This window comes from Pseudomonas sp. TE3899 (assembly GCF_056279105.1).
Genome location: NZ_JBWBQR010000001.1, coordinates 1,706,856 through 1,731,864, shown reverse-complemented (window position 1 = coordinate 1,731,864; position 25,009 = coordinate 1,706,856). Strand labels below are relative to the sequence as shown.

18 protein-coding genes are annotated in these 25,009 nt (G+C 56.6%); 5 read left to right on the top strand and 13 right to left on the bottom strand.

Annotated features, from left to right (window positions below; translation table 11 throughout):
• Nucleotides 1–16 precede the first annotated feature (16 nt).
• Genes tssJ through tssB form a run of 6 tightly spaced genes read right to left on the bottom strand, consistent with a single transcriptional unit; the run spans nucleotide 17 to nucleotide 6,550 of the window.
• Entirely contained in the window at nucleotides 17–1,366 is a 1,350-nt protein-coding gene (gene tssJ, locus ACZ89E_RS07765; protein ID WP_476255279.1) for a type VI secretion system lipoprotein TssJ, read from the bottom strand.
• Nucleotides 1,363–2,385: a type VI secretion system baseplate subunit TssG gene (gene tssG / locus ACZ89E_RS07760; protein WP_476255278.1), complete on the bottom strand. Its 1,023-nt coding sequence runs from the start codon at nucleotides 2,383–2,385 to the stop codon at nucleotides 1,363–1,365. The genes tssJ and tssG overlap by 4 nt, the downstream gene beginning before the upstream one ends.
• The gene (gene tssF, locus ACZ89E_RS07755) at nucleotides 2,349–4,115 is read right to left on the bottom strand and encodes a type VI secretion system baseplate subunit TssF (protein WP_476255277.1); all 1,767 of its coding nucleotides are present in this window, start codon (nucleotides 4,113–4,115) and stop codon (nucleotides 2,349–2,351) included. The genes tssG and tssF overlap by 37 nt, the downstream gene beginning before the upstream one ends.
• A 7-nt stretch (nucleotides 4,116–4,122) precedes the next feature.
• Complete coding sequence (gene tssE / locus ACZ89E_RS07750; protein WP_476255276.1) at nucleotides 4,123–4,536, bottom strand: type VI secretion system baseplate subunit TssE; 414 nt, start codon at nucleotides 4,534–4,536, stop codon at nucleotides 4,123–4,125.
• Nucleotides 4,537–6,009: a type VI secretion system contractile sheath large subunit gene (gene tssC / locus ACZ89E_RS07745; protein ID WP_476257027.1), complete on the bottom strand. Its 1,473-nt coding sequence runs from the start codon at nucleotides 6,007–6,009 to the stop codon at nucleotides 4,537–4,539.
• 37 nt (nucleotides 6,010–6,046) lie between these two features.
• Nucleotides 6,047–6,550 (bottom strand): type VI secretion system contractile sheath small subunit, encoded by a 504-nt coding sequence (gene tssB / locus ACZ89E_RS07740; protein ID WP_463257177.1) that lies wholly within the window; start codon nucleotides 6,548–6,550, stop codon nucleotides 6,047–6,049.
• Nucleotides 6,551–6,861: 311 nt separating this feature from the next.
• On the opposite strand from tssB, the gene vasI reads away from it, so the two are divergent.
• Genes vasI through ACZ89E_RS07720 form a run of 4 tightly spaced genes read left to right on the top strand, consistent with a single transcriptional unit; the run spans nucleotide 6,862 to nucleotide 13,985 of the window.
• Entirely contained in the window at nucleotides 6,862–7,524 is a 663-nt protein-coding gene (vasI, locus tag ACZ89E_RS07735) for a type VI secretion system-associated protein VasI (RefSeq protein ID WP_463257178.1), read from the top strand.
• Nucleotides 7,512–8,948: a type VI secretion system protein TssA gene (tssA, locus tag ACZ89E_RS07730; RefSeq protein ID WP_476255275.1), complete on the top strand. Its 1,437-nt coding sequence runs from the start codon at nucleotides 7,512–7,514 to the stop codon at nucleotides 8,946–8,948. The genes vasI and tssA overlap by 13 nt, the downstream gene beginning before the upstream one ends.
• 9 nt (nucleotides 8,949–8,957) lie before the next feature.
• On the top strand, nucleotides 8,958–12,611 hold the full coding sequence (gene tssM / locus ACZ89E_RS07725) for a type VI secretion system membrane subunit TssM (protein ID WP_476255274.1): 3,654 nt from the start codon (nucleotides 8,958–8,960) through the stop codon (nucleotides 12,609–12,611).
• 51 nt (nucleotides 12,612–12,662) lie between these two features.
• Complete coding sequence (locus ACZ89E_RS07720) at nucleotides 12,663–13,985, top strand: hypothetical protein (RefSeq protein WP_476255273.1); 1,323 nt, start codon at nucleotides 12,663–12,665, stop codon at nucleotides 13,983–13,985.
• 247 nt (nucleotides 13,986–14,232) lie between these two features.
• Here ACZ89E_RS07720 and ACZ89E_RS07715 read toward each other — a convergent pair whose 3' ends face one another.
• The 4 genes from ACZ89E_RS07715 to ACZ89E_RS07700 form a co-directional block, all read right to left on the bottom strand.
• Nucleotides 14,233–16,074, bottom strand: a complete 1,842-nt coding sequence (locus ACZ89E_RS07715) for a DAHL domain-containing protein (protein ID WP_476255272.1) — start codon at nucleotides 16,072–16,074, stop codon at nucleotides 14,233–14,235.
• Nucleotides 16,075–16,224: 150 nt separating this feature from the next.
• Nucleotides 16,225–16,656, bottom strand: coding sequence for a hypothetical protein (locus tag ACZ89E_RS07710; protein ID WP_178129251.1), 432 nt, complete (start codon nucleotides 16,654–16,656; stop codon nucleotides 16,225–16,227).
• Between the two features lie 97 nt (nucleotides 16,657–16,753).
• On the bottom strand, nucleotides 16,754–17,527 hold the full coding sequence (locus tag ACZ89E_RS07705; RefSeq protein WP_149661206.1) for an L-iditol 2-dehydrogenase: 774 nt from the start codon (nucleotides 17,525–17,527) through the stop codon (nucleotides 16,754–16,756).
• Between the two features lie 37 nt (nucleotides 17,528–17,564).
• On the bottom strand, nucleotides 17,565–18,875 hold the full coding sequence (locus ACZ89E_RS07700; RefSeq protein ID WP_476255271.1) for an ABC transporter substrate-binding protein: 1,311 nt from the start codon (nucleotides 18,873–18,875) through the stop codon (nucleotides 17,565–17,567).
• 244 nt (nucleotides 18,876–19,119) lie between these two features.
• Here ACZ89E_RS07700 and ACZ89E_RS07695 point away from each other — a divergent pair, with 244 nt between their 5' ends.
• Nucleotides 19,120–20,022 carry a helix-turn-helix domain-containing protein gene (locus tag ACZ89E_RS07695; protein ID WP_476255270.1) on the top strand — a complete coding sequence of 301 codons (903 nt, stop codon included), beginning with the start codon at nucleotides 19,120–19,122 and terminating at the stop codon, nucleotides 20,020–20,022.
• Nucleotides 20,023–20,061: 39 nt separating this feature from the next.
• Here the strand turns inward: ACZ89E_RS07695 and ACZ89E_RS07690 are convergent, their stop codons facing one another.
• The 3 genes from ACZ89E_RS07690 to ACZ89E_RS07680 all read right to left on the bottom strand — a co-directional run bounded on the left by ACZ89E_RS07690 (nucleotide 20,062) and on the right by ACZ89E_RS07680 (nucleotide 24,828).
• Nucleotides 20,062–22,083: a caspase family protein gene (locus ACZ89E_RS07690; RefSeq protein ID WP_476255269.1), complete on the bottom strand. Its 2,022-nt coding sequence runs from the start codon at nucleotides 22,081–22,083 to the stop codon at nucleotides 20,062–20,064.
• Between the two features lie 13 nt (nucleotides 22,084–22,096).
• Nucleotides 22,097–23,056 carry a hypothetical protein gene (locus ACZ89E_RS07685; RefSeq protein WP_476255268.1) on the bottom strand — a complete coding sequence of 320 codons (960 nt, stop codon included), beginning with the start codon at nucleotides 23,054–23,056 and terminating at the stop codon, nucleotides 22,097–22,099.
• A 362-nt stretch (nucleotides 23,057–23,418) separates the two neighbouring features.
• Entirely contained in the window at nucleotides 23,419–24,828 is a 1,410-nt protein-coding gene (locus ACZ89E_RS07680) for a hypothetical protein (protein ID WP_476255267.1), read from the bottom strand.
• Nucleotides 24,829–25,009 lie beyond the last annotated feature (181 nt).

Genomic DNA, 25,009 nt, shown 5'->3' with positions numbered 1-25,009 from the left:
GCGGCTGAAAATGACGTCATCGGGTTTCCCCTTTGAGGCTGACCTGCTCGGCGTCCAACTGGACCAGCACGGCGTACTGCCGGCCCTTGGGCTCGACGCGCAGACGCTGTTTCCACTGGCCGACGTCGGTGCTGTGGTAGTTGGCGATCACCGCGATAAATCGGGTGTCCTCGTCCAGAGGGCGCAGGTCGACGAACTTGAATTGGCCGGGCAGGAGCAGGTAGTCGTCGGCGCGGATATAGGTACTGCCCAAGGTCTTTTTCATGTCTTCAGCCATGGCCTGGGGGCTGGCGTTGACCAGCAGCGAGTCGTCGGTCAGTTGCAAGACCTTGAAGGCGATCGGCGTGGCGACGTGCTGCAGCGCCGGGTTGCCCCATGGCGTGGTCAGGCTGACGCCTTGGGCGTCGTATTGGCCCAACAGCGTGTCTTCGAGGGGTGACATCGGCACCACAGGCTCGGGTTCCAATGTCAGCGGCGACTGGGCGGGTACGTTTTCGTAAAGGTGGTTGAGCAGGGTTTGCACTTTGTCCGTCAGTGCTTGCGGGTTGCTCGCCTGAACGTTGAGGTTGTAGGGCGAGCGGCTCGCGTCTTCATCCGGTGCTGTGCCGGTGCTGATCAGGCGCGGGTTAACGTGGTCGCTGGCGTGCAGGCTCAGGGAGTAGCGGCTGGGCTGATCGTCGGGGCCGCCGACCGTGATCGATGGGTCCCAGATCACTTGGCCGACTTTGCCGAGCATGGTGCAGCCGCCGAGGGTGAGGCAGGCCAGCAATAAGGTGCCCAGGCGCAGGTTGCTGAGCAGGCTGACGGGGTTCTTGGGTGCAGCCGTGCAAATGTCGGCCAGAGGTTTTGGTGGTTCCACCTCATTCATCGCTCGCAGCGGGTCGCCTTGCTCCGTCAAATTCACGGGTTGGCAAAGGCGTTCGAACTCGGGGCAAGTGGCAGGTCGTGGTTCGGGCAGGGGCCGGCTCGGCAAAACCTCCAAATGCCAGGATTGCATACCTTCCGGGTGACCGCTGAACAGCTCATCGAGCGAACGCTGACCTGGGGCGTGTTCACCCAGCTGCACCGCGACCCGATACGCACCAATCTGCAACAGGTCGCCATCGTTCAGGCTCACCGCAACGTTGTGCCCCAACGGCAAATCATGGCCATTGGCGTAGGTGCTGCCACTGCGGTCGATCACGCAGAAGCGCCCTTCGACAACCCGGATTTCGCAGTGGTTGGGCTGCACACTATTGTGGCGATCTTCCAGGCACCAGTCCGCTGCAGCACTGCCGATGCTGCCACCCCGTGGGCCAAAGCGATGACTGGGCAGATACCCATGCAACAACTGCGCAGGATTGCTGATAACCAGAGTCAACTTCATGCGCGCCCCCGAATTCGCACCACGGCGGGATGACGTTGTTCCTGATGTTCGATAAAACTGGTCCAGCCCAAGTGGGTGCCGCTGTCGCGTTGCAAGTTGAACGGCGGTACATCCTCTTCTTGCAACCCAAGTTCCAGGTCGTAGGCGGTGACGTCGCGCAGCAAAAAATCCATCAACTGGCGCAGTCGTCCAAATTGCTCACCACTGGGCAAGAACTGCCGAAAGCGCGCTTGGCTCAGGTTGGGAATCACCAAGGTGAACTTGCTGGCGCGGGTCATGCTGCGGTCACCCACCACAAAATCGCTGCCCAAGGTGCCGTTGGCTTTGCCCAACACCATGCGATGACGCTGCGGCAAACTCACCGAACGCACCTCGAATTCACGGATGTGAACGCCGTGCAGGTCGAAGCAGTGTTCGACAATGCCGGACACCAACGAAGGCGAACGGCTGCGACTGGCGATCAACCCGGCAAAGCTCAGCAGCCGCCCCCAGGGCAGCGGCGTGGCGCCGCGCAGGTCGTTGTCATTCAACCCGATCAGGGAAAACACATGGCGCGAAAAGCGGTCGCTGGCTTCTGCCTGAAAGCGGATGTAGTAGCGGTACTTGCGCCAACTGTGGTGCAGCAGGGTCAGCAAACGATGATTGAAAAAGTCCATGAACGCCGGGCGAATCCCTCGCTCCTGGGCCTGTTCGTAGGCCAGGCGATCGAGGTAGTAGCCGGGCAGGGGCGAGTCGGTACCGTGCAGGCCAAAGAAGCTGGTCTGCAAGCGATAGCGCACTTCTTCGCGGTCCTCTTCCACACGTGCGGCCAGGACCACGTCGGAGGCAGGAAAGCCCAGCCCCGCATGGCTTTGCAGGCGCACACGGCGGCGCGCCGCCGCACTCAAGGGCTGCGCCTCCAGGTCATCGCCATGCAAAGCGTGCAGATGCTCCAGCAGACGGTGAAACGAGTAGTTCCGCGCGTCGGCCAGCAGCACGTCGGCTAGATCACGGGTTGTCTGCCGGTCAACAGTGGCCATTCGTAACGCTCGTTGTTGGTGGTATTGATCACTTCCAGGCGATGGAAGGAATTGATGCTCGCGTACAGGGCGAAGAAGTGCGAAAGCACGCTGGCGAACAGGTACAGATCGCCCTCGCAGAGGAAGGCGTTCTGGTCCAGTTGCAAACGGGTCTGCAAGCCGCGCACCGGCAGGCCTTTCATCAGCCAGTCGATGGGGGTGGTCACGGCCTCGTGGATGCCATTGAGGCGTTTGCGGGTGGCGCGTGCCTGTTGCAGGTCGTGCAAGGCGGCGAAGTCATAGGCACGGATCACCGCCTTGAGCGGCTCGGCCGACAGCAGCGACAGGTAGTTCAGTGACAGGTTGGAAATCAGCGTCCAGTGCAGGCTGCTGTCCAGCACCGGCCTGTAGCTACGAGTGGGGGCAATCAGGTTGGTGTAGGTGGCGAACGACGGCGTAACCTCGGTGGACAGCGATACATCTCCCACGCCCAGCAACTGCGGCAGGTCGCGGTTGCTGCAAGTCAATTCGATGGACGCCGCTTCATGTTCGCCGATGTACAGGCTTTCATCGCCGCGCACAAAGGCGATGCGATGGCGCAAGCCCTCACGCCCGTGTGACTCCTCGATATGCGTGCGGAAATACAGTGCTGTACGGCCTCGCGCGTGCTCGATCTCATGCTGGAACGACTCGAACGGGGTAAAGCGCCGCAACGGATCGCCCTTGCGCTCCTTGTCCGCGGCGTCCCAACCGGCCACCTGGTCGACACTGAAAATTTCGTAGGCTTCGGGGCAGTTGCCACTGGGGCTGATACGCCGTTCCAGGCTGCGCCCGTCCAGCGCGATGGGGTTGGCATCATGTCGAAACAGGTTGACTGCCGGTGCGCAATACAGGTGGAGGTCACTGGTGCGCAGGCGGATGTCGGGCGGCATGGGCCGGGTGAACTGAAATTCGAAGCGCAGCGTGGTGGCACTGATATCCGGCCAATTGTGGGCCAGACGGGTCAGGCTGAAAAAATGGAACCGCTGCGGAAATACAAAGTATTCCTGCAGGATGCGGTAGCCATCGAACACATTGCGCGGGTAGGGCAGCAACGCCTCGTCGGCGGTGAAGCCAGGGAAGCCAATATCCTTGGTCGACAGACGATGGCTTTGTCCATTGATCTGTAGGGTGATGCTGTCCAGGTAATGGGCGAGCCACAGGTACAAAGTCAGTGCGGTGGCGTTGTCGCCGCCCAGGTGAAAGTCCAGCTGGTCGCAGGCCATGCTGGTGAGGGGTTGCTCGGTCAACACCTTGAGGTCGATGCGCATCACCGACGCTTCACGGCTGTGGGCGTCGCTGACTTCCTGCAAGGCCAGCGGGTACAGGTTGACGTCAGTGCAGGTGCGAAACTGGCAGGAGATACCGTTCACCGGTTTGGCAAACAGTGGCGTGCCCTTGGGAATCACCTGCCGTTGGCTGATTGCATCGGGCAGCGGTGCAAAACGGATGATGGTCGCGCTGGGCAGGGAGCGCAGGTAGTTGGGCCAGAGCATCTGCAATAGCGGATGGGTCAGCTCCGGCAAGTCGTCGTCGATCTTCATCCCCAACTTGGCGGTGAGGAAGGCAAAGCCCTCCAGCAGCCGCTCCACGTCCGGGTCGCCGGCCTGATCGCCGAGAAATAGCGCCAGCTGCGGGTTGTCCTCGGCAAACTCGCGGCCGAGTTCGCGCAGGTAGCGCAACTCCTCGGCAAAGCGTTGTTTCAAGTCCATCGCATCCTCATTTCACGCGGGTGTAGCCGTCGCGGCCATGCATGGCCACTTCGATCTGCACCTGTTCTTCCTTGTGGTTGACCCGCACCTGGCAATCCAGGCGAAAGTTCAGTTCCAGCGGCAAGTCCGGGTTGGGTTGATAGCGCACGCCCGTCACCTGGATGCGCGGTTCAAAGGCCTCCACCGAGCGCCGGATGTCGGTGCTGATGGCGACCACCAGATCACTGCTGGCCTGGGTGACCCCGTTGAAGTCGCGCAGGCCCAGTTCAGGGCTGCTTTGCGAGCAGCCCTGACGTGAGTTGAGCACCTGTTCCAGGTGGCGTTTGATCGCCTCGACACGCTGGCGCGCCTGCTCATCCGCGCTGCTTGGGCGGTAGCGCGGTGCGTCGGGTTCGAGGCGTTCGAACAGGCTGCCGCCCACTTATTGAGTGTCCAGCCGACCAACCAATGAGATCTCGAAGTTGGCGCCCATGTACTTGAAGTGCGGACGTACCGCCAAGGACACCTGGTACCAACCCGGATTGCCGTCCACGTCCTGAACTTCAATTTTCGCGGCACGCAAAGGGCGACGGCTGCGCACGTCGGTCGACGGGTTCTCCTGATCGGCGATGTACTGCTTGAGCCACATGTTCAGCTCGCGCTCCAGGTCCTGGCGTTCCTTCCAGCTGCCGATCTGTTCGCGTTGCAGCACCTTGATGTAATGGGCCAGGCGATTGACGATAAACAGGTACGGCAACTGGGTGCCGAGCTTGTAGTTCGTCTGGGCTTCCTGGCCTTCTCGAGTCTTGGGGAAGTTCTTCGGCTTCTGCACCGAGTTGGCGGAGAAGAACGCCGCGTTGTCGCTGTCCTTGCGCATGGTCAGCGGGATGAACCCGGCTTCGGCCAGCTCAAACTCTTTGCGGTCGGAAATCAGCACTTCGGTGGGGATCTTCGCCTGCAACTGGCCGAGGGATTCGTACAGATGCACGGGCAGATCGTCCACTGCGCCGCCGGATTGTGGGCCGATAATGTTCGGACACCAGCGGTAGCGGGCGAAACTTTCGGTGATCCGCGATGCCATCAGAAAGGCAGTGTTGCCCCAAAGGAAGTTGTCGTGGTTGCCGTCGACGGTTTCGTCATAGCCGAAGCTGCGGGTGGCGTTGTCGTCGGTGCTGTACGGCGTGCGCAGCAGGAAGCGCGGCAGGGTCAGGGCCAGATGGCGGGCATCTTCGGATTCACGAAGGCTGCGCCATTTGGTGTGGCGTGGGCCGTCAAAAATATCGCTGATTTCCTTGAGATCGGGCAGGCCCTGGAAACCTTCCAGGTTGAACAACTCTGGGCCTGCCGCCGAGACGAACGGCGCGTGGGACATGGCGCCGATGGAGGCCACATAACTGAGTAACTTGATGTCTGGCGAACTAGGGCCAAAGGTGTAGTTGCCGACGATGGCGCCAACGGGCTCACCACCAAACTGGCCGTAGCCAGCGGTGTAGACGTGCTTGTACAAGCCGCTGCGGGTAATGTCGCCGGCGTTGTCGAAGTCGTCCAGCAGCTCTTCTTTGGTGACATGCAGCATTTCCAGCTTGATGTTTTCGCGAAAATCCGTGCGATCCACCAGCAGCTTCAGCCCACGCCACGATGACTCCAGTTGCTGGAACTGCGGTTGATGCAGAATCACGTCCATCTGTTTGCTAAGAGCGCGGTCGATCTCGGCGATCATCTGGTCGACCCGATGTTTGTTGACCGGCTGCTGGTGATCGCCGCTTTGCAGGATCTCGCTGATGAACGCAGCCACGCCTTGGCGAGCTACCGCGTAGCCTTCCTGAGATGGGCGCATGGTGGTGTTGGCCAGCAGTTGATCAAGTAGCGACGGCTGTTCGTCAGCCACCAACACTTGGGCGGCGGCGCTTTCCATAGGCATGGGGAGTACTCCGTTGAGAAGGGCGTTCAAGTCAGTTGTTTGGCGCGTCGAGCACCAGATTCAGCTCGCTGGCCAGGCGTTGGCGGGCGGTTTCATCGGTCAGCAGGTTTTGCAGATGTTTGCGAAAGGCCGGGACGTTGCCCATAGGGCCTTTGAGCGCAACCAGGGCTTCCCGAAGTTCCAGCAACTTGTTCAATTCAGGTACTTGCCGGGCAACGGCGTCGGGGCCGAAGTCATTGATGCTTTTGAATTGAAGCTGCACATTCAGATCGGTGTCGTGGTCGTTGTTCAGAACGGACGGTACTGCCATGTCCAAGGTAACTTCGGCTTTGGTCAGTACTTCGTTGAAAGTGTCTTTGTCGATGCGAATGGACTGTCGGTCTTCCAGGGCGGTAATTTCGCCGTGGCCTTTGAAGTCACCCGTAACCAACAGTTTCAGGGGGAGCTCTACTTCAGCTTGTTGGTCGCCCGTTGCCGGGACGTACTTGATGTTGATGCGTTCTTTGGGCGCGACAGAGCCGTGAGTTTTCGACATGGGAAGAATCCTTTTCGTAAGGTCGGCGTATTAGAAACAGCTGTTGCAACATTTGTCATGTAGGACGATGTCGACGCGATTCGTGAGTTTTAGATGTAGGAAATTGCGCTTAAAAAAATGCTGTTATTTTTCCTACGCTTGTTGTGGATGCGTCTGAAGGAAGTCTCTTTTTATTCTGGTTTAACGTCATGTCGTTCGTCTTTTACTTGCCTGTCCATTGAACTGCGGTGAAGCTCTGAAAGTTAATTAGTTGAGCTTAAAGCTGAATGGCGTTAGTTCGAAAGTTTAAGGTGGCCTATCAGGAGGCGTTGATGCGCGACGGATGGCGAGGATGGAAGTGGGGCCTTTGTGTGGCGGTCTTGGCCGTAATGGATGTGCAGGCGGCGACACAAGATTGCCCTTCCATCGTCTCGCCCTTGAAGCGCCTGGAGTGTTTTGATTTGGCCGCGGGTACGCCCATCCATCACGCACCAGCGGCGCCACGCGCCCTTGGCAGTGTCCTGCCAATTGTCGATCTGGTGCAACGCAATGAACTCAAGCGCCCACCCGAGGATCAGCGTTTCCTGCTGTCGTCGTTTCCAGAACCGGACAACGACCAGCAACAACGGCTAGTGATCTCAGCCCCGGCCTTGGGGGCGTTGCCGCCTCGGCCCTATCTGGCCATCAGTTGCGAATCGAAAATCTCTCGCCTGCAACTGGTGCTGGATGAGCCGGCCAAGCCCAACAAGATTCGCATTCAGCTGTTCAAGGACGAGCGCCCGGTTTCCGAGGCCTATCAGTGGCAAGTGCTGGACGATGCAGGCCTGGTAGTGGATGCCGGACGTGGGCTACAGGCCATTGCCTTGTTGCGCAACATGGGCGGCGGCCAGCGACTGCGACTGGAGAGCGATTACCCACGGCTGCACGGCCTGGTGTTTGACGCTGAAGGGCTGGGCGAACTGATCGAGCAGGAGCGCCAAGTATGTCGCTGGTGATCGACGTGCCGGCGGACAGTGTCAAGCTGCTGCTGACACCTATTGACCCAGAGCAACTCGCCGGCCATTTCGATGTGGAGGATGAAACCTATCAGGCCATTGATCAGGAAATGGTCAAGCTCGGCGGCCTGCGTGAAAGCGATATCGATTGGCCGTATATCGACGAAGCCTCCCGCGAATACCTGGCCACTCAGTGCAAGCACTGGCGCATCCTCGGTCATCTGCAAGTGGTGTGGCTGCGCACCCGGCAATGGGCACGCTGGGCGGATGCGTTGGGTTTGGTGGCCGGTATGGTCGAACTGTATTGGGACAGTGCCCACCCCAAGCCCGGCCCGACGGGCTATCTGAACAAGCGTCAGCAGGTGCAGCGCCTGTTGGAGAACCTGGGGCAGGAGTTGCCGTCTCTGGATCGCAGTAGCTTTACCCCGGCTTGCCAAGCGGCTGCGGAATTGGCCGTGGCTACCCTGCAACGATGCGTGGAAAACGCCAGGTTCGATCCCGCCCCGTTGGATGCACTGCAACGACAGTTGGGTAAATACAGCGAGCCGGTTGTTGCGACCGAAACCACCCGTGCAGTCACCTCTGGCAGCGTTCTGGATTCAGCGTTTTTCACCAGCCCCAAACCACAGGCGCCGGGCAATGAGCGTGAACAACGCCGCGCCGTGTTGAGCATGGCCGAGCAGATCAATCAGCAGGATCCCTACGACCCCACCGGCTATCAATTGCGACGCTTCGGCCTGTGGTCACATTTGCGCACAGCGCCTCCCATCACCCGCGACCGTCGCACTGAATTGACCGCCGTGCCCAAGGATATCGTCGACGGCTATCAGGACGCGCTGAACCACAATGCGCTGGACCCGAACCTGCTGCTGCGTCTCGAAAAAAGCGTCTGCGCTTCACCGTACTGGTTGCGCGGCAGCTACCTGGCCGCCCAGGTCGCCTCGCGCCTGGCAATGGAGGAAGTGGCCGCTGCCATCCGCCAGACCTGCGAACGTTTCGTCTGCCGCCTGCCGGCCCTGTTGGAGTTGTGTTTCAGCGACGGCACGCCGTTCGTTGATACACAAACCCAGGCATGGATCACCGGTGCCGATCAGGCGCAAACCACCGGCAGCCCGGTGCAGGAATACGCAGCCCTGCGCGATGAGCTGACCACCCAACTCAATACCGAAGGCGTCGAAGTGGTGCTGCTGCGCCTGCAGGATCTGCACGCCAACCATGACGCACCGCGCCAGCGCAGCTACGCCACGGTGATTGCCGCCGACCTGCTGGCCTCGCGTGGGTTGGCATGGCTGGCGGACGACCTGTACGCCAACGTTGCACGGCTAATGCGCGATACCACGGCGCAGGGGTGGGAGCCGGAGTTGTATCGGAAGGTGGCGCAACCCATCGACGAAAGTCATTTGATTAAAGCGGTCAAGGAGTAGGAGCGATTCATGAAGACAGTCTGGGGTTACCTCAAACGCTGGGGCCTGCCGGTACTGCGTCAGTTCAACCAGGCATTGCCGATACTGGTGCTGCTGGGCGTGTTGTTTTTATTGATCGCCATCTGGTGGCTGGGCCCGCAGTGGGTTTGGCGTGAGCATCAGCCGCTGAGCGAGTTGGCGATGCGCGTCTCGGCCAGCGTCGTGGTGTTGGTGGTGCCGTTGCTGATCTGGGCATGGCGGGTGCGTAATCGTTACCAGCGGCTGCAGCTTGAACGCCAACATGAGGCCGCGGTGCAAGCCGACCCTTGTCTGCCCTATGTCGAGGCGCAGGAACGGGCGCTGGACCGCAGCCTGGGCAATTTGCTGAACAACATGGAGCGCCGCCGTTCTCTCTACCAACTGCCGTGGTACCTGGTGTTGGGCGAGGAAAATGCCGGCAAAACCAGCCTGATCACCCGCTCCAACCAGAGCTTTGCCTTGTCCCATGTGACCAAGGCCGGTGTCAGGGCGCATCAGGAAGAGCAACTGGCCTACCCGGTGGATTGGTGGATTGGTGACGAGGCGGTGTTGATCGACCCGCCGGGTGAGTTCCTCAGTCACCCGGAGCCAACGGCAGATAACACCGAGTACCAGGGCGCGACCCAAGGCAAGGTCAAACCGGTATTGCCCGAAGGCACTCACCCACGGCTATGGCAGCACCTGCTCGACTGGCTGGCGCGCAACCGCAGCCGTCGGGCACTCAACGGGGTTGTGTTGGTGGTCGATGTGCAGGCCTTGTTGGCGCAACGTCCCGAACAACGCAAGGCCCACGCCAACCTGCTGCGCACCCGGCTGTTTGAGTTGACACGGCAATTGGGCACGCGCTTGCCGGTGTACGTGACGCTGAGCAAGTTAGACCTGCTGGAAGGCTTCGAAGAGTTCTTCGCCCGGTTGTCGCGCAGTGGGCGCGAAGACCTGCTGGGCTTCACCTTCAGCCTGGACGCGGTGGATGACTTTGATGCCTGGTTGGCGGAACTGACGCGCCAATACCAAACCTTTGTCGTCTGCCTCAACGAGCAGATTTTCGACGGTGTCAGGACGTCATCTGGTCTGACCGAACGCGATCGCTTGCAGGCGCTGGTGCATCAGATGGCAGGCCTGCGCCCGGCACTGTTCGGCTTCCTGAGCGAAATGCTCGGCAGCGATTGTTTCACCACCCCGGCGCTGGTGCGCGGGCTGTATTTCGCCTCGGTCTTGCAGCAAGGCACCCTGAGTAATGCCTTCGTCAAAGAAGCGGGGCAGGCGTATCAACTTCCGCCACCGCCGCCGGAGGTCAAGCCTACCGGTGGCTCGGCGATCTACTTTGCCCAGCAACTGTTCCAGCGAGTGATCTACCCCGAAGCGGGCCTGGCCGGCGACAACATCAAGGTGGCCCGCAACAAGCGGCGGCTGCTGATCGCGGGGTTCAGTGTCGCGTCCTTGGGCGTTTTGGTGGTCATCGGGACTTGGCAGTTTTACTTCAACATCAACCGCGACAAAGCAGCCAGCGTCCTGGCCAAGAGTCAGGAGTTCAGTGGGCGGGACATCGATGCCAAGGTCGACACCACCGGCCGTAACCTGCTGGTACCGCTGGACCAGATCCGCGATGCGGTGCTGGTGTACGGTGACTATCGCGAGGCGTGGCCGTTGCTGTCGGATATGGGGCTGTATCAGGGGAGGGCAATTGGCCCGACGGTGGATGAGGCCTATCTGAATCTACTGTCCAAACGCTTTCTGCCGGCGATTGCCAGCGGTGTGCTGGACGTCATCAACGCCGCGCCCGCCGGCAGTAATCAGCAACTGGCGGCCTTGCGCGTTTACCGCATGCTTGAAGAACGGCAAAACCGCCGCCCGGCCATCGTCGAGGAGTGGGTTGCCAAACAGTGGCAGCGGGCCTATCCGGGGCAGGGCCAATTACAGGCCGATCTGATGGGGCACCTGGGCTACGCGCTGAAATACGCCGACGCCGATTTGCCGCACTACCGTGAGCGCATTGCCCAAATGCAACAACAATTACGCCAGTTGCCTATGTCTGAACGGGTCTACATGAGCCTGAAACAGGATGCCCAAGAGCGTTTGCCCCGCCCGCTGGACCTGCGCACCGAGGTCGGTCCGGCGTTCGACATCGTCTACAGTTCGTTGAGCACCGATCAAGAGGGGAGCGGCTTGAGGGTGGCACCGCTGCTCACCGCCAAGGGCTTCAGGGACTATTTCGAGCCTGGCACCAAGGGCATCATCGAACTGGCGATGATCGACCAGTGGGTGCTCGGCGAGCGACAACGTCTGGACTACTCTGACGAAGATCGCAAAGTACTGACCCAGCGGGTCCGCGCGTTATACAGCGCCGACTACGTCGACAGCTGGCGACGTGCGCTGAATCAGTTCGCGATCACCGACTTCGACGACCTCAGCCACGGCGTGGCCGTGCTGGAGCAAATCACTGGCCCGGCCGCCCCTCTGCGGCGTCTGCTGGAAACTCTGCGCGACAATAGCGTGATCTACCCGTCGGTGCCCTTGGTCGAAGGGCAGGCACCGCTGACGTTGGACAAGGTGTCGGACGGTCAGCAACAAGCAGTTGGCATCCGGCGGGCGTTCGCCAGCCTGGCCGAGCTGATCACCGCGCGAGGCGAACAGCCGTCCTATTACGAAGAAACCCTGCGCTCGGTGAGTGCCGTCTACGACTACGCCAAAGCAGTGCACGACAATCCCGACCCCGGCAAGGCGGCGCTGAAAACCGTACTTAACCGCTTCTCCCTGGGCGGTGCCGACCCGATTGCCAACCTGCAACGTGTCGCCGTGGGCCTGCCCGAACCACTGAGCCAGCAGGTCAAAAAACTCGCCGACCAGACCTCGCAGGTACTGGTGATTGCCGCTTTGCGCGAGCTGGAAAAACGCTGGGACAGTGAAATTTATAGCTTCTATCGCGACCGCCTGGCAGGCCGTTACCCGTTCAAGGTCAGCGGCGAGGACGCCTCGCTGGAAGACTTCGAAGCCTTCTTCGGCCCGCAGGGGCGTCTGCAGCAGTTCCACGATCAATACCTGAACGTGTTTCTCAAGGACAACCTCGACGCGCTGTACTCCGACAGCCTCGGCGGCTACTTGGTACGTAGCGACGTACTGGAACAACTCAAGAAGGTCGAGCGTATCCGCGACACCTTCTTCAATCATCGCGGCCACCTGGCCGTACAACTCACCATCGAACCCTTGGCCCTGAGCGCGACCCGCCTGAGCAGCATGCTCAGCGTCGACGGCCAATTGATCCCTTACCAGCACGGCGCGCCGCAACGCACGGGACTGGTGTGGCCCAACAGCCTGAGCAACACCAATGGCAGCCAACTGACGCTGGTGCACAGCACCGGCAACACCGCCAGCCTGAGCTATCGCGGGCCGTGGTCGTTGTTCCGGCTACTTAGTCGCGGGCATCTCAATGGCAGGACCGACACCAGTGTGGACCTGACCTTTGCCGTCGCCGATGGGTTGATGCGTTATCGGATTGGGGCGGAGAAGGCTAACAACCCGATTACCCAGCGCAGTTTTGAAGGGTTTGTGTTGCCCAGGACGTTGTTAGAGGAACGTCGATCAAAGAAAACCATAAATAAGGTTGAGGGTGTTGCCGCAACAGCGTTCAGCGAAGAGCGTAACTAATTCAGCGAATGCCGGACACAAAGTAACCACCAGCAAAACAGGAGCGTTTAAATGGCAATCAAGCTACAAATGTTGACTGAAGACCCACAGGAAATTGAGTTGATTGAGCGTTACTGGGCAGTCGATGAGTTAGGGCGATACCTCGAAAAAGTGAGTGATCTTGGGGGCCTGATTGAAATGCCTCAGGGCGTTTCACTGGCCAGCTTTATAAGGCAACGTTGCAACGCGTTCGATGAAAATCAGGTCTGTCCCAAATGCGCAGAACTGATCGAAATCAGAAATCGCTCCGAGGCAAAGAAGGTCCCTCCGCGATCCCCTAAACTTTGTACCCTCTGTCAGAAAGACCAGGACGCAGTTGCGCTTGAGGCTGAAAAGACGAAAGCCGCAGAACTTGAACGGCAGTTGGCCGAATACGCCCGTAAACAGTCAACCCGAACGGTGGACTACTCAGAGATACCGGACAATCAGGTGCTCCTTCTGTTGGCGTTAGACAGGGCTATTACGCCGAGACTGACCAATGGCGGCTTCACAGTAGGTGACTGCCGAGGACTTGCGCCTCGGTACGTCGGTGATTTTGTGCTGCAATTGCGTGAGGCTGGATTGGTTCTTGAGGATCCCGGTAAAGCAAGGCCGGGCACCTACTATTGGGAGGGCGATGAGATCTGGATGTTGAGGGAACAGGTGGTCTATCGTTTGGCTCCAGATGCCGCGTCAAGGAGTGCGGACGAGATCATCCGTAGCCTGTTGGATAGGGTGTACACAGATGCTGAAGGGATTTTCAACCTGTGGCTTGATTACTCAGTCGCAGATGTCATGCGCTATCTGGGTACCCAATGCGAGCTCTACAACCATGATTTGTCGGAACAAGAACTGGAGGAAATTAAAAGTACGATGCGCTCTGCATTGGAAACCTACAGCGTTTCACAACTCTGGTCGGTGGTCTGGAAGGTCGTCAGAGACGCCGCAAGTTTAGCCAATCGCGAGTACTACAACCGTCCCAAAGCGGCTGCGACCATTCCTGGGAAGATTCGGCGGAACCTTGAGAAGGTGCAGCGCGAGTCGATTGAGCTCAAGGCATGGAGCCGCCCGGAGCAGCATCCCGCAGGTACATTGGGTATGGTGTTGGGAGAAATTTTGGGTGTTGATGAAAATACCTCAGGCCATCTGGTGTCCTCCGTTGTGACCTGGTTCACCGGACAGGCATGTTCACCAACGGTCGAAGCAGAGCTTCACGAGCCTGTGCGAGAGCTGATGACCATCGCGCTGGCGCATGACGTAGGGTCCACAGTTATGCTTCGGTTTGCGGAACTGATTCGAGCGGGTCATGACGTTGGTTTCGCTATTGAGGAAATTGGTGACGCGCTTCGGTCGTGACGGTGGTAGGGCAACTTCAGGGAATGAAGAGTTGGGGAGCAGGCGTCAGCCTACATACGGCCATGTCCAGCAGCATGGTCGGTTGGCCGGCGGCTCAAGCTGAACGAGCCTTCTTCAAGATGAGGAGGCGGGGTCGGCGTTTTGGTATCGATGGTCATCGTGGTCTTTGGGGGGGCGGGAGACGCCAAGCGTTCGGCGAACATTGTCCCCTCATCGGCAGAAGGCCGCACATTGAAACGACGATGGCTCAATCCGGCACGCTTATTCTCTCTCCCGTCGCCGGTTGTTCACTGCCCGGGTTGTCGGCCAGTTCCAGTGGAATCTCCAGGCTGAACACGGCGCCCAGGTCCGGCCCGTCGCTCTGGACATTCAGGTGTCCATTCATCTCAACCGCCGCGAGTGCGCAGCTGTGCAGGCCAAAGCCATGGCCTTCCTTGCGTGTGGTGAAACCGTGATTAAAGATGCGCGACAGGTTCTCGGCGACGATGCCTTCGCCCTGATCCTTGACGCTGAAGCGCAGTGTTGAATGCTCGGTAACACTGACGCTCAAGGTCATTTCCCGCTGCTGCTCGGTGACCGTGGACATCGCGTATTTGGCGTTGCTGATCAGGTTGATCAGGATCAACAGCAGCCGGTGTTTGTCGCCAATGATGGTCGGGACATCCTGGTAGTCCTTGATCACCGTGACATGGTGGCGGCTCAAGGCGCCGGAGTTCATGCGCAGCGCATCTTCGAACAGATTGATCACGTTCAGCGGCTCGACCACGCGGGCCGCGCCGGCGTAGGCCTGCTGGGTGGACACGATGTCCTTGATGTGATCGATGCTCTTGGTCAGTTGCTCCAGCTCTTCGACGATGTCCGATTGTTCGACCGCAATGGAATCGACCAGTTGGTTGAAATACAGGGGCAGCAGTTTGCCTTTTTCATCGTGAGTGATGAACTGTCCCAGGTCTTCGGGATGATCGTTCATCATTTTCACTGCTTTACCCAAGCCCAGTGTCTTGCTGGTCGACAGCCGGCGTGCGATCACATCGGCGGAGACGTTGACGCTGTTCAACACGTTGCCGACGTTGTGCAGCACGTTGGTGGCGATCTCCGCCATGCCGGCCATTCGGGCGGCATCCACCAGTTCGCGCTCGGCCTCGATCAGCTCTCGTGTCCGTTCCTCGACCCGTTGTTCAAGTCGCTCGTTTGCCGTTTGCAGCTCGCCGTTGATTTTATTGATCACGGTATAACTGCGAATCAAGCGCGCGGTCAGGTACACCAACAGTAAAGCCAGGATGCTGGCGCAGATGGCCAGGTAGATATGGTATTGGCGGTCCTGGGCTTCTGTTCTTCGCTGGGTTTCGTTCAGCAACTCATTGATGCTGTCTAACTGCTGGGCGACGGGGATCACATTAATTCGGTCGAGCAAGTCATTGACGATGGGTTGCTCGCGCATGATTGCGTTCACATGAGCGACGAAGGTGTTGAAAGGCGGCAGGCGTTCAGAAGGGAGCTGACTCATGTATTGGTTGAGTACGCCCAATTGGTCGTCAATTTCCTTGGCTTTATCACTGGAGGCATACAGGGCGTATTCGAGGGTGCTTAATGAGAGATTCAATATATTTGAAGAGCGGGTCAGGAATTCCAACGGTTGTTGGGCATTGATATCTTTGAGCAAGCCTTGAATGGTGTTTTCGACATCGGGCAAGGCGTCAAGGGCCGCACGCAGTACCGTATTGTGCTGTTTAAATTGATCAACCAGCAGCGTCTTGTTTTGCACCGCGTCCAGGTAGCCCTGGCGGCGTACTTTCCATAAAGCCGCCAGCGGGCCGGAATTGTTCAGTTTGTCCAGTTGGTCCCACCGGCTGCCGGATTCGGCGGGCGCTCCCAGCAGCAAGCTGCTATTGATGCCGATTTTTGCCCTGAGGATCTTGACCCCCCAATTGGCATCCAACTGCTTTAATTGACGAACGAAGTCGCGGGATTCGAAATAGGTCGACGTTTCATAGGAGTACGACTTGAACAGCAGGAATATCAACGCCGCAAACGTGGTGAGGGCGATGGCCGAAAAAGTGATCCATTTATAACTACTGCGAATTTGCATAATGTTCTTCCGCTCCCTGAAAGTTGAAACACAGACATCATGCAAATATCAACGTACCCGGATTCTAGTCGTACGCTGGAAAACTGCTTACAAAAACGCCACTCAATGGAGTGGCGTTTTTATTGGCGTGGAACCTGTGTGCAATGAGGTTCAGCCGGCAACTTGTTGCTGCAATTGCAGATTCCCGTCCACGTCCTTGACCAGCCCACTGGCCAGGAACAGCGGCTGCAAGCGTTTGTGCAGTTGCGGCTCGACAAACTCCTTGACGGTCGCCAGCGCCAGGCTGCCGTAAACCTCCAGCTCCACTTTGGTATACGACAGCCAGGCCTTCTTCAGCGCCATCAGCACATCGCTACCGGCGGTGGAGGCGAAGCGGCGGTTGAGCACTTGTCCTTCCAGGTTGAAGGTGTGTTGGTACTCATAACCGGTCTCGTCACCTTTGCTGTCGACGCAGCGGATGCAGGTGCATTGACCCTCGCCGAAGGCTGCGAGCAGATAAGCGTTGAAGTCCACGACAGGCTTGAGCCCCAGGCGTTTATCGACTTCGAACAGATCCCCGGTCATTTTTTCTTCAGTACTCAACGTTCATTCCCTCACAGTCATACGGTGTATTTCACAGCGCTGCACAATACGCGAAAAGACGATGCCAGGCTCAATTAGCGCCACTCGCGGTGAGTCCTCAACTCATCCAATTGCCGCCATCCACGTTATAGGTCTGCGCCACGATGTAGTCGCTCTCGGCCGATGCCAGAAAAATCGCCATTCCCACCAAGTCTTCCGCGGTCGCCATGCGCCCAAGCGGCACTGCCTCGCCCACCCGTCTTTTCTTTTCACCGATCGGTCGATTTTCATACTTGGCAAACAGCGCATCGACGCCGTCCCAATGCTCGCCGTCAACCACGCCGGGGGCGATGGCATTCACATTGATCTTGTGTTTGATCAGGTCAAGGCCGGCCGATTGCGTGAGGCTGATCACCGCAGCTTTGGTCGCGCAGTAAATCGCGACCAGCGCTTCACCCCGACGACCCGCCTGGCTGGCCATGTTGATGATCTTGCCGCCATGGCCCTGGGCGATCATTTGCCGCGCGGCGGCTTGCAGGGTAAACAGCGTGCCGGCCACATTGATCGAGAACAGGCGTTCGTAGCTGTCGCGGGAGATCTCGGTGATCGGCGCGAGATCGAACAGCGCCGCGTTGTTGATCAGGATATCGAGCTTGCCGACTTTCGCGACCACCGCTGCGATGGCATCGTCTATCGAGGCCTGATTGGTAACGTCCATCTCGACCGCATAGGCCTGCGGGCCCAGCTCGGCGGCCGTGGCTTGCGCCCGTTCCAGGTTGATGTCGGCAATTGCCACGGTCGCGCCTTCGTGGATATAGGCTTGGGCGAAGGCCCGGCCGATGCCTCTGGCCGAACCGGTAATGAGGGTGCTTTTTCCTTCCAGACGTTTCATTTTTTTCATCCGTTCGTTAAGGCTGAGTGTCGTGGCGTTATTTGGGATACCCGGCGCGCTTCATTTCACGCTCGGTGCTCTGCTGGGCGTTGGCCAACGCTTGCTCCACCGACATCTGCCCGGTCAGCGCCGCGGACAATTGCTTGCCGACCGAGGTGCCGATGGCCTGGAACTCGGGAATGGTCACGTACTGGATGCCGACGTAGGGCACCGGCTGCATGGACGGGTGCGCGGGGTCGGCGTTCTGCATCATTTGCAACGTGACTTTGGCGAAGGGGGCGGCCTGCAAATAGGCATCGCTGTAGGTGGACATCCGCGTACCCGGCGGCACGTTGCTGATGCCGTCCTTCTGCGCGACCAGCTGGATGTATTCCTTGGAAGTGGCCCAGGTCACAAAGGCCTTGGCGGCGTCTTTGTGTTTGGAACTGGTGGGAATCGCCAGTGACCAGGCATACAGCCAGGACGAGCCCTTGTCCGTGACTTGCGTCGGTGCTGCAACGAAGCCAACCTTGTCCGCGACATTGCTCTGGGTCTTGTCCGTGATAAAGGAGCCAGCGACGCTGGCATCGACCCACATCGCGCACTTGCCGCTGTTGAACAGCGCCAGGGTTTCGTTGAAGCCGTTGCTCGACACGCCGGGCGGGCCGTAGCGCTTGAGCGTATCGACGTAGAAATTGGCGGCGGCAGACCACTCGGGAGCGGTGAGTTGCGGTTGCCACTTCTCGTCGAACCAACGCGCGCCAAAGGCATTGGCCATGGTCGACAGCAGCGCGATGTTCTCCCCCCAACCGGCCTTGCCCCGCAGGCACATGCCGTATTGCTCTTTGTCAGGATGGTGCAGCTTGCCGGCGAACTCACCGAGCTGGGTCCAGGTCGGGTGCTCGGGCATGCTCAGCCCGGCGTCCTTGAACAGGTCGCTGCGGTAATAAGTGACGGTGCTTTCGCCATAGAACGGCAGGGCGTAGAGCGTGTCGTTGAGCGAAAGGCCCTGGCGCACCGAAGGGAAGATGTCCTCGACGTCATAGCCGGCGGGCAGGTCATTCATTGGCTCTAGCCAGTTTTTCGCGGCCCATAACGGCGTTTCGTAAGTGCCGATGGTCAGCACGTCGAACTGCCCACCTTGCGTGGCGATGTCGGTGGTCAGGCGCTGGCGCAGGACATTTTCTTCCAGCACCACCCAATTGAGCTTGATCTGCGGATGCGCAGCCTCGAAGGTTTTCGACAGCTTTTGCATGCGGATCATGTCGCTGTTGTTGACGGTGGCGATGGTGACGGTATCGGCAGCCTGGGCGAGCAGGGCGCAGGAAAAACCGGCGGACAGCAACAGCGCGTGGGGCAATAGCTTCATGGTGTTCTCCGCTCTGCGGCGTGGGCAGCAGAATCTTTTATTGTTGTAATCCGGGATGGCGCAGCGATTACACCAGCTCCCCAAGGCCCTCACAAATCAACGGCACACGCCCCACTGATACTTTTTTAACCGCACGCGCCGGCGGCAAAAAAGTATCAGTGGTCGCCGATCATTGCGCTAGGCAACCCACACGCCTTAGTGTGAATCTTGCTTGACCGACAAGAATAAGAAGGACGCGATAGTGATGAGCCAGTACGCCACCGCGGACAAACAGCCCGCGCTCGAAGTCATCCTCAACGAGCCGCAGCACAGTTTTCGCTGGTATCAGCATGACTATCCGTTCGACCTGGCGCGCTGGAACCATCATCCCGAGTTCGAGATTCACTTGATCCGCGAAGGCAGTGGTCGGCTGTTGGCGGGTGATTACATCGGCCTGTTCGAAGCCGGGCATGTGGCGCTGATCGGACCGGGCCTGCCCCACGACTGGATCAGCGATCTGGGCAAAGGCGAGGTGATCGAGGGGCGTGACGTGGTGTTGCAGTTCGATGGTCAGGCACTGATGCAACTGCGCAACCTGGTACCTGAACTCAATGAGCTGCAAGGCCTGTTCCGGCAAGCAGCCCGGGGGATCGAGTTCAGCGGCGGGACCCGCAAGAAGGCCGCCGAGCTTCTGGAACAGATCGGCCAGAGCCAGGGGTTTGAACGGTTGTGCCTGTTCCTGTCGCTACTGCAACTGCTGGCCTCGGCGCCCGACAGCCAACGAAAAAACCTCGCCAGCCTGCAATATGCGCCGATGCTTGATGCCCTGACGGCCCAGCGCATGAGCATCGTGTTCGACTACATCCTCAACGACCTCGCCGACGAACTGCGCCTGTCCGTCATCGCCCAGCGCCTGGACATGAGCGAACCGGCGTTCTCCAAATTCTTCAAACGGGCGACCGGCCACACCTTCGTCGACCTGACCCGCAAACTGCGGGTCCAGCGGGCCTGTCGCTTGCTAGCGCAGAGCAGCCTCAGCGTTGCCAACATCTGCTTCGAAGTGGGTTATGCCAACCTGTCGAATTTCAATCGGCACTTCCGCCATGAAATGCAGGAGACGCCGAGTGAGTATCGGCAGCGGTTGCAAAGGGCGGTGGTGGTTGGTTAAAAGCCCGGCATGACAACCATGCAGCACTTTTGGAACGCTTTATTTTTTCTTGCAGGATGCACGTACGACTCTCAACCAGCCGCCGCTTTGCGCCGATGCACTGGCATCCGATTCCTGCTCCACTACTTCGACGCATTCATTGGGAGGCAGTATCCCTACAGCGCCAGAAGTGCGGCTGGCATCCGTTCTGAGATAGACCTCAGAAGCCGCGACCAGAACATCGCCTTTCTTGAGATTAGCGTAGCTCGGAAGTTTAGTGGTTTTCTGCCCTAACGGTTTTAACTGCCCAGCGTTTGTTAACCAGCCATCCTTACCGACTTCGTAGTACACCGAAACGCGCATATTTTTGAGAGCTTTATCCAGACTCGACTTGAGCGTAGGGTCTTCGGTGTTCAGCTGTGCGTATTTAAGTATGTCTCGAGAAACCGACTCGTTGGTCTGCCAGCCTGAGTCTGTGTTAGCCAGACTTTCTGCGATGCCTATGTTGTATCGATAGGAGCCGGTAGGCATTGAACGTATCAATTCTGCTGTGGCGTCAGGGTTTTCATCCAGCAGGTTTGCAAGGTTTTTTCTGGCGGCTCTCCGAACAGGAGTGTTCTCTGAAGTTAATCCGATAACGACGTTGTCAATCTTTTTGTTGGTTTCGGATGATTGGTTTTTGGGTGGGGCGATGACTGATAAGTGGTTAACGTCAACTGAGAGCAGTTCATTGTTTTCATTGTTAACAACAAGTGCGGTTTTTTCGGTGGATGCAGGGGCTAGTATTCTTGCAGAAAAGTGCCACACCGCCGACTTTTCCCAAGACGAAATAGTCGCCTTGGCCGATTTACCGTTTTGGTTTAGCTCAGGGCCGGAGTTGACCATGAAGTCCGTTGAGCAGCCTTGGCAGGTTAACGTCGGCTCGGAAAGTATTGCGTCTGATGGAAGGTTGGTTGGGATTTCGATCATCAAGTCAATGATGGACGCTTTATTTTTTGGATCACATCCATCGTCACAGTTTGAAAGTGATGATGAGACGATTTGTTCAATTATGTACTCCTGGCCGACGGTGATACCGTTCTTTCCTGGTGTTCCACGAAAAATCGGGCGCAGGATAGTTTGTTGGCTACCGGGCGATGCCACGGTAATCGCTTGAGGGCGACCTGGAAGTTTAAATACAATTTCACCGAGATTGAGTTCAGCGTCCTGGATTTTTCCCATTGAGGGGTTTTGCTCTGGCACCATTAAAGGTACTGTGTTTTGTAGGAAATTAGCCAGCTCAGTGCCGGTTAAAAATCCGTCTCGGTTAGAGTCGGCTTCACTTCTAAGCCCTAAGAGTGCTTGGGTAAGAAGTACCGAAAATTGACTTTGAGCAGGAACTTCCTGATTCCCCGTTCCCGCGGTTAGAAATGCGCGGAGCGGCTTTTGTGCGATGTCTGAAAAGATAAATGTATAGGGTTGCGGCTCAGAAGATTCCGTACCACGAAGCGTCAAAATTGCGCCAGAGAAGCAACTGTCGAAGATGAATAATGCATGCTTGACTTCCAGGTCCTTGGCCCATGTTATGAATTGATTGAAACCCAGCGCTTTTGAGAAAAAAGAAGAGTCTTCAATTGAAGCTGGCGCATCTGTTGGCAGAATGTACCCTGTGTCGACACCCCTGACTTTTCTTGTTGCGCCATGTCCCGCGTAGTAAATGATAACTCTAGCGTTAGGATCTATATTTTGGACGGAGTGGACGAAACAATCGATGGTTGACCTTAGATTGGAACTATTCAGGTTGTAGTAAACCTGTGTCATGAATCCGTTTACTTCCAAGGCCGCCCGAAGATTGCGCATTTCAGGAGCAACACCGTCTAGCTTGGGAAGCTTTTCATACTCGGATTGGCCGATTATGAGGGCGTAGCTGTTGCTGTAAAGCTCGACTGCACGATCTTTATTGTCAAGTACGGATAGCTCAGATGGTTTAGGCGGTGGCGCTGTGACTTCATCGGGTGTGGGGCAGGCATGAGCAAGTGAAGCCACCACGCTTAATAGAATACCTATTGAAATTGGAATGGCATGAGGCGGATGGATGACCATTTCTATAATCCAATTAGAAGTCAGTGGTGACGTTGGGCAGTTCATAGGCGGGGCCAAGTTTCATAGTGTCAATAGTCTCGATATTTTTCTGGAACTCCTCTTTGCTTATATCTTTCGGAAAGCCGATAAAGGCGCCACCAATAGCCCGCGTTTGTTTGTAAAGTCCTTTTTCTATCGATGCAATATTTTTGTCTCGAACGTCTTTTTTCCACTTGCCTGGAGGGAGCATATAGCCAGTGTTGAGCATTTTCTGACCAGTGCTCCAGATGATTCCACAATCGCGTTTTCCTGCGGAAATTACGGGGCAGTTTTTAACTCCGCCGTATGAAAAAAAAGCATATCTATAAGCAAATCCCGAGTCGCCGGTAGTTCCTTTCCCTTGTGACGAAAAATATTTGAATCCGCGAACTTCGTCTGTGTAATGAGGCAGTATCTTCCCTTGCTCATCAATAAAGCCTAAAAACACGACTGCATGACCACTGCGATTAAGTCTGTTTATATTTACGAATGACCCTGGTTGCAAATCTTTGAACGGGACCCTTTTTCCGATTCCGAAGGTTTCAAACGCATCAGCAGTGCCATAGGAGTCAAGCTTCGGATCTACCCATATATGCGATCGAATATCCATTGGGCGCATTTTGTTCCAACCATCCACAGGGAGATAATCATATGGCGTTTTATCTTTCGTATCGTCAACGTACAGGTTGAGCGCAGTGATCATTATCTCGGCTACGGCGGCAACACACATGGTCATGGGGGCGGCAGACGCTTTGGCAAAACCATTCCCGTAAGGAATGTTATGCGTATAGGCTTTGTTGGCGTAACCCTGGCTTGGGTGCTCTTTGCTGATTTTCTCGACTGCTTTTAAGATGTAGGCATTGAAGTTTTCATCTTCTGCGTAGGCGCTCTCAAGAAAGAATAATATGCCGAGCGCGGCGGGGATGATGGCGATGGCTTTTATGTTGTTTTTCATGATATGCCTCCTGCATTTTATTCCAGATGCCGTCATGCGCTAACGTGGCTACCTTTGTGCCGGGGCTGCACATCACGACAGATTTCTGGATTGATAATAGCTTTGTGAAGCAGGTAGTATGAAAATTTTGATAATTTAATGCGATTAGCGTATCTGTTTATATAGTGTTTTATTTGTTGGGCTGCTGAGTGTTAAATTGGTAATACAATATGTGTAACTTGAGTGTTACAGCGCTTTGGCTATGGCCAGCAGTGTTAAAAATCAGAGGAGCAGGCCATGGCATCGCGGCGCGAATAATAGTCCGCGACACGCCCGTAGCCTGTCAGGTAGCTGATAGAAATATGGAAAAGCACTCTCAAGTATCAGTTGATGCTCGCCACCCTATGGGTTTGATTCCATTCGTCCAAGCACTGCTTGACGCCTTGTTTGTTTTCATAGTCTTGATCAATGGATTTACTTATTGATAAATTTTCTATTTTTGATAGCTTTCCAGTTCTGGCTTCTTTAAGGGTAAATTCCCGGTCTACTGAGGCAGTAATAAAATACGGACGTTTATCAATTATTTGCATATATCCAACTTGCTTGTAACCAACGTAGGTATGGCATATGGCCGAAGAGCTGTCTTTTAGCTTTAGATATCCCGAAACCGTCGAGACGCGAAAATCCCCATCTTGATCGTGAAAGGTTGCATTGGATGTAAGCACTTTTGATGATTGGCCTGTCGTAAGGTATCTCAAAAAATGCGTGTCCAGGTCGATAGCAGGCTGTATCTCGTCAACCAGTGACTTGAATGTCAACTGCTCTGCAGGCTTCTTCATGGCATAACCGAAACATTGTTCCAGCGTGCCTTGGCTGATTTTCCCAGGGTGGTTATTGAGTAGATAGGCTTCCTGGAGGCGCTGCATATCCGTGCCGTTGAGCTTGGATTGGTAAGAGCTTCTAAGATATGAACACTCATTTTTTATAACGCTGAAATCCCCACTGCTGAAGTTGATACCCTCTCTCGCGCGGCGATTCAAGAGGGTTTCTTGCGCACTCACCAAACTGTCCAGCTTGGTGTTCATGATGGCGCTGTAACTCTTTCCGTCGAGCAGAGAGTCCTTTACATCAAGGTATAGCTCCATGAGAACGAACCGCTTGGCGCCAATGGTCCCTTTTAGGGTAAGTTTGGTTTCCTGATTGCTGTCAGGTATCTGAAACGCCAAAGTATGATCATCATGGGTATTCATGGAAGATTCGAATACTTTATCAAAATAATCGCTTGCCTGTTTTGCAGCAGGCAAGACCAGCAGCGCACCAGTTGTAGCAGTAGCAGCAAAGAGTGACTTTCCAACCGTTAGCGCATTAGCAAGGGCGTCGACCTCGTTATCTGAGGCATATACAAGATTAAGTCTGTGTTCGTTACTTGCGCTGGCAGTCAGTTCGTAGCCTGCAATGTCTTTCTTTATAATATAGTCTTTTTTGCAGGTTCTGGTTTTTTGGTCATATTCCATTTTTAATACGGGTATGGAGTCATATGTTAAAACGACAAGTGTTTTGCCGTTCACTCCGACAACATTTCTCGCAAATGCATGTGCAAAGCTGTCTTCGCAAGCTCCTGGTAAATCTGATGTCAAAACGGTTATTTTTTGGTAGGACTCATTATTTATAGTCTGCCTGACGCTAAGTTCCGGGGTCAGCACCACTTCCTCGCGCTTATCCCAAAAAGCTGGAAATGCTATCGACGGAAAAGCGCATAAACCCATTGTTAGAGCTGCCACTGATCGCTTCATATAGCTTCCTACCTTGGAGGTTTAAAAGACAGTGATTCATCGTCCTGAATTCTATAGACGAGGGTGGCCATTTCAGCAAGTCAGCCCGCCATAAGAAGATTGGAATGCCAGCCCTCAAATTGAGTTTTTTATCGCCGGCTGATAGCACCCCTACGAATAGGGCATCTATGATTCACATAAA

What these genes read in the sequence shown, in the direction of transcription:
- tssJ (WP_476255279.1), bottom strand. Translation starts at nt 1,366, where the DNA reads ATGAAGTTGACTCTGGTTATCAGCAATCCTGCGCAGTTGTTGCATGGG.
- tssG (WP_476255278.1), bottom strand. Translation starts at nt 2,385, where the DNA reads ATGGCCACTGTTGACCGGCAGACAACCCGTGATCTAGCCGACGTGCTG.
- tssF (WP_476255277.1), bottom strand. Translation starts at nt 4,115, where the DNA reads ATGGACTTGAAACAACGCTTTGCCGAGGAGTTGCGCTACCTGCGCGAA.
- tssC (WP_476257027.1), bottom strand. Translation starts at nt 6,009, where the DNA reads ATGGAAAGCGCCGCCGCCCAAGTGTTGGTGGCTGACGAACAGCCGTCG.
- tssB (WP_463257177.1), bottom strand. Translation starts at nt 6,550, where the DNA reads ATGTCGAAAACTCACGGCTCTGTCGCGCCCAAAGAACGCATCAACATC.
- vasI (WP_463257178.1), top strand. Translation starts at nt 6,862, where the DNA reads ATGCGCGACGGATGGCGAGGATGGAAGTGGGGCCTTTGTGTGGCGGTC.
- tssA (WP_476255275.1), top strand. Translation starts at nt 7,512, where the DNA reads ATGTCGCTGGTGATCGACGTGCCGGCGGACAGTGTCAAGCTGCTGCTG.
- tssM (WP_476255274.1), top strand. Translation starts at nt 8,958, where the DNA reads ATGAAGACAGTCTGGGGTTACCTCAAACGCTGGGGCCTGCCGGTACTG.
- ACZ89E_RS07720 (WP_476255273.1), top strand. Translation starts at nt 12,663, where the DNA reads ATGGCAATCAAGCTACAAATGTTGACTGAAGACCCACAGGAAATTGAG.
- ACZ89E_RS07715 (WP_476255272.1), bottom strand. Translation starts at nt 16,074, where the DNA reads ATGCAAATTCGCAGTAGTTATAAATGGATCACTTTTTCGGCCATCGCC.
- ACZ89E_RS07705 (WP_149661206.1), bottom strand. Translation starts at nt 17,527, where the DNA reads ATGAAACGTCTGGAAGGAAAAAGCACCCTCATTACCGGTTCGGCCAGA.
- ACZ89E_RS07700 (WP_476255271.1), bottom strand. Translation starts at nt 18,875, where the DNA reads ATGAAGCTATTGCCCCACGCGCTGTTGCTGTCCGCCGGTTTTTCCTGC.
- ACZ89E_RS07695 (WP_476255270.1), top strand. Translation starts at nt 19,120, where the DNA reads ATGAGCCAGTACGCCACCGCGGACAAACAGCCCGCGCTCGAAGTCATC.
- ACZ89E_RS07690 (WP_476255269.1), bottom strand. Translation starts at nt 22,083, where the DNA reads ATGGTCATCCATCCGCCTCATGCCATTCCAATTTCAATAGGTATTCTA.
- ACZ89E_RS07685 (WP_476255268.1), bottom strand. Translation starts at nt 23,056, where the DNA reads ATGAAAAACAACATAAAAGCCATCGCCATCATCCCCGCCGCGCTCGGC.
- ACZ89E_RS07680 (WP_476255267.1), bottom strand. Translation starts at nt 24,828, where the DNA reads ATGAAGCGATCAGTGGCAGCTCTAACAATGGGTTTATGCGCTTTTCCG.